Annotated in this window: 7 protein-coding genes; 4 read left to right on the top strand and 3 right to left on the bottom strand. The window is 72.8% G+C overall.

Annotation, left to right across the window (positions count from 1 at the left end):
* Positions 1-6 precede the first annotated feature (6 nt).
* The gene (locus ACQPYE_RS17615) at positions 7-1,206 is read left to right on the top strand and encodes a macrolide family glycosyltransferase (protein WP_498722419.1); all 1,200 of its coding nucleotides are present in this window, start codon (positions 7-9) and stop codon (positions 1,204-1,206) included.
* 75 nt (positions 1,207-1,281) lie between these two features.
* Here ACQPYE_RS17615 and ACQPYE_RS17610 read toward each other — a convergent pair whose 3' ends face one another.
* From ACQPYE_RS17610 to ACQPYE_RS17600, 3 genes are all read right to left on the bottom strand, one after another.
* Positions 1,282-1,422: a hypothetical protein gene (locus ACQPYE_RS17610; protein WP_498722418.1), complete on the bottom strand. Its 141-nt coding sequence runs from the start codon at positions 1,420-1,422 to the stop codon at positions 1,282-1,284.
* Positions 1,423-1,495: 73 nt separating this feature from the next.
* On the bottom strand, positions 1,496-2,326 hold the full coding sequence (locus ACQPYE_RS17605) for an ABC transporter permease (protein WP_498722417.1): 831 nt from the start codon (positions 2,324-2,326) through the stop codon (positions 1,496-1,498).
* On the bottom strand, positions 2,323-3,291 hold the full coding sequence (locus tag ACQPYE_RS17600; protein ID WP_498722416.1) for an ABC transporter ATP-binding protein: 969 nt from the start codon (positions 3,289-3,291) through the stop codon (positions 2,323-2,325). Before ACQPYE_RS17600 ends, ACQPYE_RS17605 begins: the two co-directional genes overlap by 4 nt.
* Before the next feature lie 173 nt (positions 3,292-3,464).
* On the opposite strand from ACQPYE_RS17600, the gene ACQPYE_RS17595 reads away from it, so the two are divergent.
* The 3 genes from ACQPYE_RS17595 (at position 3,465) to ACQPYE_RS17585 (ending at position 6,994) form a co-directional block, all read left to right on the top strand.
* Positions 3,465-5,360, top strand: a complete 1,896-nt coding sequence (locus ACQPYE_RS17595; protein WP_498722415.1) for a sensor histidine kinase — start codon at positions 3,465-3,467, stop codon at positions 5,358-5,360.
* A gap of 45 nt (positions 5,361-5,405) precedes the next feature.
* Positions 5,406-6,083 (top strand): response regulator transcription factor, encoded by a 678-nt coding sequence (locus ACQPYE_RS17590; RefSeq protein WP_498722414.1) that lies wholly within the window; start codon positions 5,406-5,408, stop codon positions 6,081-6,083.
* Positions 6,084-6,286: 203 nt separating this feature from the next.
* Positions 6,287-6,994: a thioesterase II family protein gene (locus ACQPYE_RS17585; protein WP_498722413.1), complete on the top strand. Its 708-nt coding sequence runs from the start codon at positions 6,287-6,289 to the stop codon at positions 6,992-6,994.
* Positions 6,995-7,039 lie beyond the last annotated feature (45 nt).

Raw genomic sequence — 7,039 nt, 5'->3', positions numbered from 1 at the left:
ACCGCTGTGCGCAGTCATGTCGCTTTTCTCAACCTGCCGGCGCACGGGCACGTCCGGCCCACGCTGCCCCTGGTCTCCGAGCTGGTCGCCCGCGGCCACCGGGTGACCTACGCGGTGGGCGAGGAGTACGCCGAGGTGGTCGTCGGCGCGGGCGCCGAACCGGTGCCGTACAGCTCGCCGCTGGCGCGGCAGCCCATTCCGACCGAGATGACGCCGGACGTCATCGCCGCGGTGCCCCTGACCTATCTGCGGGAGAACATCGCCGCGATGCGGGTCTGCCCGGCGGTGCTGGAGCGCGACCGGCCGGACCTGGTGCTCTACGACACCACGATGTTCGCGGCCGGCCGCATCCTGAGCCGGAACCTGGGTGTGCCCGCGATCCGCACGTTCCCCACGTTCGCGCAGCACGAACGGTTCTCGGTGGACCAGCTCGCCGGGCCGCGCTACGGCGTGGACCCACGGCACCCGAAGTTCACCGAGTTCTTCCTGCGCCTGGTGCAACTGCTGGCCGATCACGGCATGGCGGGCGCCGACGTGGGCGCGTTCCTGGGCGAGGTGGAGCCGCGCAACCTGGTCTTCCTGCCCCGACGCGCGCAGATCGCGGAGGAGACCTTCGACGCCCGGTTCGAGTTCGTCGGGCCCTGCCTGGACCCGGCGGCGGAGCGCGGCGGGTTCGAGGCACCGCCCGGCGACGGGCCGCTGGTGCTGATCTCGCTCGGCTCGGCGTTCAACGACCGTCCGGACTTCTTCCGGGACTGCGCGGCGGCCTTCGCAGGCCAACCGGAGCGCGTCCTGCTGGCGCTGGGCAAGTCCGGCGTCGCCGAGTCGTTGGGGCCGTTGCCGCCCAACGTCGTGGCGCACCCCTGGCTGCCGCTGCACGCGGTGCTGGAGCAGGCGTCGGCGTGCGTGACGCACGGCGGGTTCGGCACCTCGCTGATGGCCCTGCACCACCGCACGCCGTTGCTGTGCGTGCCGCAGCACGTGGAGAACGACTACGTCGCGGAGCGGTTGGGCGAGTTGGGTGTGGCGCACGCGCTGGCGCCCACCGACGTGACCCCGGAGTCGTTGCGCACGGCGATCCGGGAGGTGCTGGCCGACGACGCCCAGCGGGAACGCGTGGCGCGCTTCAGCGAGGAGATGGCCACCGGTGGCGGCGTGGCGCGGGCCGCGGACGTGGTGGAGGAGAGCCTGCGGGCGCGGCCGTGAGACCGCCGGCGCGGCGGACGTGCGACGGCCCGAGGACCCCGCGGCGGGAGGGTCCTCGGGCCGTCGTCCCCTGTGCTAGGGCCGTGCCTTCGGCTTGACCAGGAAGAACAAGAAGAACAGGAAGAACAATGCGAACGCGAAGAACCAGGAGTTCGTGAAACCCAGCAGGGCGAGCAGACCGAGCAGACCGAGCAGCCCCAGGTAACGTTCGTTCACCGCGAAACCTTCCATAGTGGTCCGATGCGCACCGGACGTTATCACTCGAAATTACCACCGCCGGGTCGCCGGTTCAGTCCAGCGCGCGCTTGCGGAAGCCCTTCACCCCGGCCACGCCGAATACGAGCAACGCGCCCACCATCACGGTCAGCGACACCCACAGGGGTATCGACCGGATCTGGTCGCCGAGCACCACCGCGCGCAGCGCCTCGCTGATGTAGGTGAGGGGGTTGAGGGCGCTGACAACCTGGAACCAGGGCAGCTTCTCCAGCGCCAGCCAGGTGAACTGGGTCGCACCGGTGAACATCAGCGGGGTGAGGATCACCGCGAACATGATCTCGATGCGGTGCGGCGGGACGAACGTGCCCATGGTCATGCCGAGGACGGCGCCCAGCAGGGTGCCCAGCACGAGCACGCCGATCACCCCGGGGGTCAGCGCCCACGGCCAGTCCACGTTGTCCAGCAGCAGGATCCCGCACGGGATCATCAGCAGGCCGGAGATCATGCCGCGCACCGCGCCGAAGACCATCTTCTCCACCGCCACCAACCAGGTCGGCAGCGGCGCCAGCAGGCGGTCCTCGATCTCGCGGGTGTAGGAGAAGTCCAGGACCAGCGGCAACGCCGTGTTCTGGAGCGCGCCGACGAAGCCCGCGAGCCCGATCACGCCGGGCAGCAGCACCTTCTCGAACTCGGTGCCCACGTAACCCAGGTCGCCCAGCACCTTGCCCAGGATGAACAGGGTGAACAGGGGTTGCAGGACGACCTGCGCCAGGAACGAGGGCAGTTCGCGGCCGGTGACGAAGACGTCGCGCCCCAGCACCGCCAGGAAAGCGCGCAGGGAATCGCCCGCGGTGTGCGGCCCGAGGGTCCGCTCCGCCACGGCCCGCGTATCGGTGGTGGTCATCGCATCTCCCGGCCGGTCAGGTGGATGAAGACGTCCTCGAGGCTCGGCGTGCCGATGGACAGGTCGCTGACCCGGCAGCCGAAGTCGCCCAGGACCTTGAGCGCCGACGGCAGGACGACGTCGGAGTCGGCGGCCGCGTAGAGGCGGAACTGCTCGGCGCCCTCCCGCGCACCCAGCGCCTCGACACGCTCCACGTCGTTGACGCCCTCCAGCGCGGCGGAGACGCCCTCGGCGGACGCGTCGTCCAGGCGCACCGCGACGGTGATCGTGGTGCTGCCGGGCAGCGTCCGGGTCAGCGCCGAGGCGGTGTCCAGCGCTATGAGCTTGCCGTGGTCGATGATGCCGATGCGGTCGCACAGCTTCTCGGCCTCGTCCATGTCGTGCGTGGTGAGCACGACCGTGACGCCTTCGGCGCGCAGTTCCGCGATCCGGTCGTGCACGAACAGCCGCGACTGCGGGTCCAGGCCGCTGGAGGGCTCGTCGAGGAAGAGCACGGTGGGCCGGTGCATCAGGGCACGGGCGATCATCACCCGCTGCGCCTGGCCGCCGGACATGAAGTCCACCCGGGAGTTCGCCATCTCGGCCAGCCCCATCCGCTCCAGCACCAGGTCGGCGTCGGCGACGCGGCGGGCGCGGGGCACGCCGTGGTACGCGGCGTGGAACAGCAGGTTCTGCCGCACGGTCACCCCCCGGTCCAGGTTGTTGCGCTGGGACACCACGGCGAGCGCCTTGCGGGCCCGCGACGGCTCGCGCACCACGTCCACGCCACCGACGCGGGCCGAACCGCCGGTCGGCAGGATCCGGGTGGTCAGCACGCCGATCGTGGTCGACTTGCCCGCGCCGTTGGGCCCGAGGAGGCCGAAGACCTCCCCCGCCTCGACCGAGAAGCTCAACCCGTCGACCGCCGCCACCGGCGAGTTCGCGTAGGTCTTCCGCAGGTCGTCGACCGCCACCGCTTCAGTCACGCGCCACAACGTATGGCCGTACCCGAAGGCGCAAAAGCCCGTCACCTCGGTATTAGGAGCCGCGCCTCAAGTTAGGGGGGAACCGCCGACGCGCCGGTAGGGGTCGCCAGGGGTCACGCGTGGGGAACGGGCATCGGACACACTGGGCGCGGACGGCGTGGGGAGGACGGGGCATGGTCGAGCGGTGCGCGCGGGTGCCGCTGCGCGGGTTCGCGCTGGTAGTGCTGGGGGTGCTGGGCCCGCCGGTGCTGCTGGTCGGGTTCCTGGGCACGCTGTCAGGTCTGCTCTCGGCCACCCTGGGCGCGCGGCGGTTGGTCGAGCTGACCCGATCGTTGGCAGGCCGGTGGTGCGGGGTGGACATCCCCTCCCCGTACCACCCGCGACCCGCGCCGCCGCAGGCCGACGCGCTGGGCTACTACCGGCTGGGCGACCAGCTCCACCGCTCCCCAGCGCTGCCCCGGTACCAGCGGACGCTGAACTGGCTGGTGCGGGACCCGGCCACGCGCCGGGACGCGCTGTGGCTGCTGCTGTCCCCGCTGGTGGGCGCGGTGACCGCGCTGGTGCCGGTCGCGCTGCTCGCGGCGGCCGTCGCGCTGGTGTGGGCGGCGCCCGCGTGGCCGGGCGTGCCCCTGGCGGTGGTGGCGGTCGCCGCGGCTCTCGCGGTCGGGCCCGGCGCTCTGCGCGGGTACGGCCGGTCTGCCGCGGCGCTGCTGGGGCCGGCCCGGTCGCACGCCGGGCGACGTGGCCCGTTGGCCCGGCTGCGCGGGCGGCTGGTGGCGTTGGGCGAACTGGCGCTGGGAGTCCTGCTGGCCGGGCCGGACCTGGTGCTGGCCGTGCTCGTCGTGCTGTGCCTGGTGCCGGGCGGGTGGCTGCTGCCTGCCGCGCAGCGGGTCGTGCGGCCCTACCTGGGTCTGCGGCGCGGGCTGCTGGCACGCCGGACCGGCCGGGAGGTGCCGGAGCCCTACCTGCCGCCGCCGGAGCCGCCCGAGCCGCGCCGCGACGGCCTGTACCTGGTGGGGCGCACGCTGGTCCGCTCGCCGCGGCCGGTGGTGCGGCTGCGGCGGTACCGGTGGGTGCTGCGCGACAAGGCGACGTGGCGCGACCTGCTGTGGCTCGCCGCGCAGCCGGTGGTGCGCCTGCCGGGGGCGATGATCATCGCCGCGACCTGCTACGCGGCAGCGGCGCTGGTGTGGCCCTGGGTGTGGTGGGTGCCGACCCGGTCCTGGCTGGACTACGACCCGGCGTTCGGCTGGTGGGCGGTGACCGGGATGACCGGGTGGCCGACCGGCGCGCCGCCGGTGACAGGCCTGGTGTTGGGCGTGCTGGTGGTGGTGGGTGGCGCGTTGGTCGCGCCGTGGCTGCTGCGGTGGCACGACCGCCTGGGTGTGGCGCTGCTGGCGCCGACCGAAGCGGCGCTGCTGGCCCGCCGGGTGCGGGAGCTGGCCGACGCGCGCACCGACGCCAACCAGGTGCAGGTGGCCGAGCTGCGCCGCATCGAGCAGGACCTGCACGACGGCGTTCAAGCCGGGCTGGTGGCGATCGGGATGCAGCTCGACGCGGTGGAGCACCTGGTCGACCGCGATCCCGAACAGGCCAAGGCGATGGTCGCCAAGGCCAGGCAGGGCTTGGCGGGCACGCTGGTGGAGCTGCGCGCGGTGATCCGCGACATCCACCCGCCGGTCCTGGCCGAGCGAGGGCTGGGCGACGCTGTGCGCGCCCTGGCGCTCAACTCGCCGCTGGAGGTCACCGCCGAGATCGACCTGCCGGGCCGCGCCGAGGCCGCGGTCGAGTCCGCCGTCTACTTCGCGCTGCGCGAGCTGCTCACCAACGTGGCCAAGCACTCCGGGGCGCGGCGCGCGTGGCTGCGGCTGCGGTTCCGGGACGGCGCGCTGCACGCGGAGGTGCGCGACAGCGGTGTCGGCGGCGCCGAACCCGGCGCGGGCAGCGGGTTGCGGGGATTGGGGCGCAGGCTCGCCGCGTTCGACGGCGACCTCTCGGTGGACAGCCCGGCGGGCGGACCCACCGTAGTGGCACTGCGGGTGCCGTGCGAGAGCTGGCGGCAGGAGTGATCGCGCTACGCTGGGACGCCGGACCCCCTCATCACCGGAGTGCCAGTGCGCGTCGTGCTCGCCGAGGACCTGCACCTGCTGCGTGAGGGTCTCACGCACATGTTGACCGCCCGCGGCATCGAAGTGGTCGCGGCGGTGCAGACAGGCGTGGAGCTGCTGGAGGCGCTGCGCGAGCACCGGCCGGACGTCGCGATCGTGGACGTCCGGCTGCCGCCGACGTTCACCGACGAGGGCCTGCGAGCGGCGCTGGCGGCCCGCCGGGAGACCCCCGGCTTCCCCGTCCTGGTGCTCTCCCAGCACGTCGAGCAGCTCTACGCGCGGGAGCTGCTGGCCGATCGCGCGGGCGCGATCGGCTACCTGCTCAAGGACCGGGTGCTCGGTGGCGACCAGTTCATCGACGCGGTGCGGCAGGTGGCGGGCGGCGGCACGGCCCTGGACCCGGAGGTCATCTCCACGCTGCTGAGCAGCGGCAGCAGGCAGGAGCCACTGGACCGGCTCACCCCGCGCGAGCGGGAGGTCGTCCACCTGATGACCGAGGGCCGGTCGAACGCGGCCATCGCGCAGCGGCTGCACCTCAGCGAGGGCGCGATCAGCAAGCACACCACCAGCATCTTCGCGAAATTCGGCATAACGGACTCCCCCGACGACAACCGCCGGGTGCTGGCGGTGCTGGCCTACCTCGACGGAAGTCCTGATTGGACGCCCCCGAGAGGCACCCCCTAGAGGCACCCTTAACCTCCTCGAAACCTCGCCGCGCAGACGCGTGCCCGATCACCTGGTCGCCCGGTAGGGGTTGCCGTCCACCTCGTGGGTCGAGACCTTGACCAAGTCACAAACCAGGACCGCCGAGCCGGTCCCGCGTCGCTCGTCGCCGTCCGCCGTCCGCCGCCCGCGACACCGACGCCGCGGAGAGAAGTGTGGAGAGCATGGGTGCAGGACCGGGGAGGGACTCATGGACGACGCAGTTACGCGAGTCCGAGGACGCTTGCGCACGACTGCTGTGCTTCGCCCCAGCGGGGGCGACCGCGATGTTCTTCTCCCACATAGCCCAGGCCATGCCCCGGTCCCTGTCGGTCGCCGCCGTGCAGTACGCCGGCAGGCAGGACCGCAGGGGGGAGCCGCCGGTGCTCACGATCACCGAACTGGCCGACAGCGTGGTGGCGACCCTGCCGACCGGCTCGGCGCCGCCGCTGGTGCTGTTCGGGCACGGCATGGGGGCGCTGGTGGCTTTCGAGACGGCCCTGCGCCTGCGTCGCCGCGGTGCGGAGCCGCTGGCCCTGGTCGCCTCCGGCACGCCCGCGCCGTCGCTCCCCCACCCCGCAGAGCCGCGCTCCGTGCTGTTCCTCGACGGCGCCGGCGTGCCCCAGTCCGCACGGGACGGTGACGACACCGCGCTCCGGACGTACCGGTGGGACCACCGGGAGAGGCTCGCCTGCCACGTGCTGGCGATGGTCGGCGGCCACGACCCCAGCGCTCCGGTCGAGGAGGTGCTGCAGTGGGGCGAGGTCACTTCCGGACCGTTCGAGCTGCAGGTGTTCTCCGGTGACCACTTCTACCTGAGGGTTTTCGTGTCCACAGTGGCGAACGCGGTGTCGCAGCGGGTCATCGCGCTGTGCGAGGGCAACTACGGCTGACGCGGGGTGGCGCGGCGCGGGCCACCGGTCGGTAGGGGTTGTCCT

It is taken from the genome of Actinosynnema sp. CA-299493 (assembly GCF_050946825.1).
GTDB lineage: Bacteria > Actinomycetota > Actinomycetes > Mycobacteriales > Pseudonocardiaceae > Actinosynnema.
This window is presented reverse-complemented; position numbering and strand designations above follow the sequence as displayed.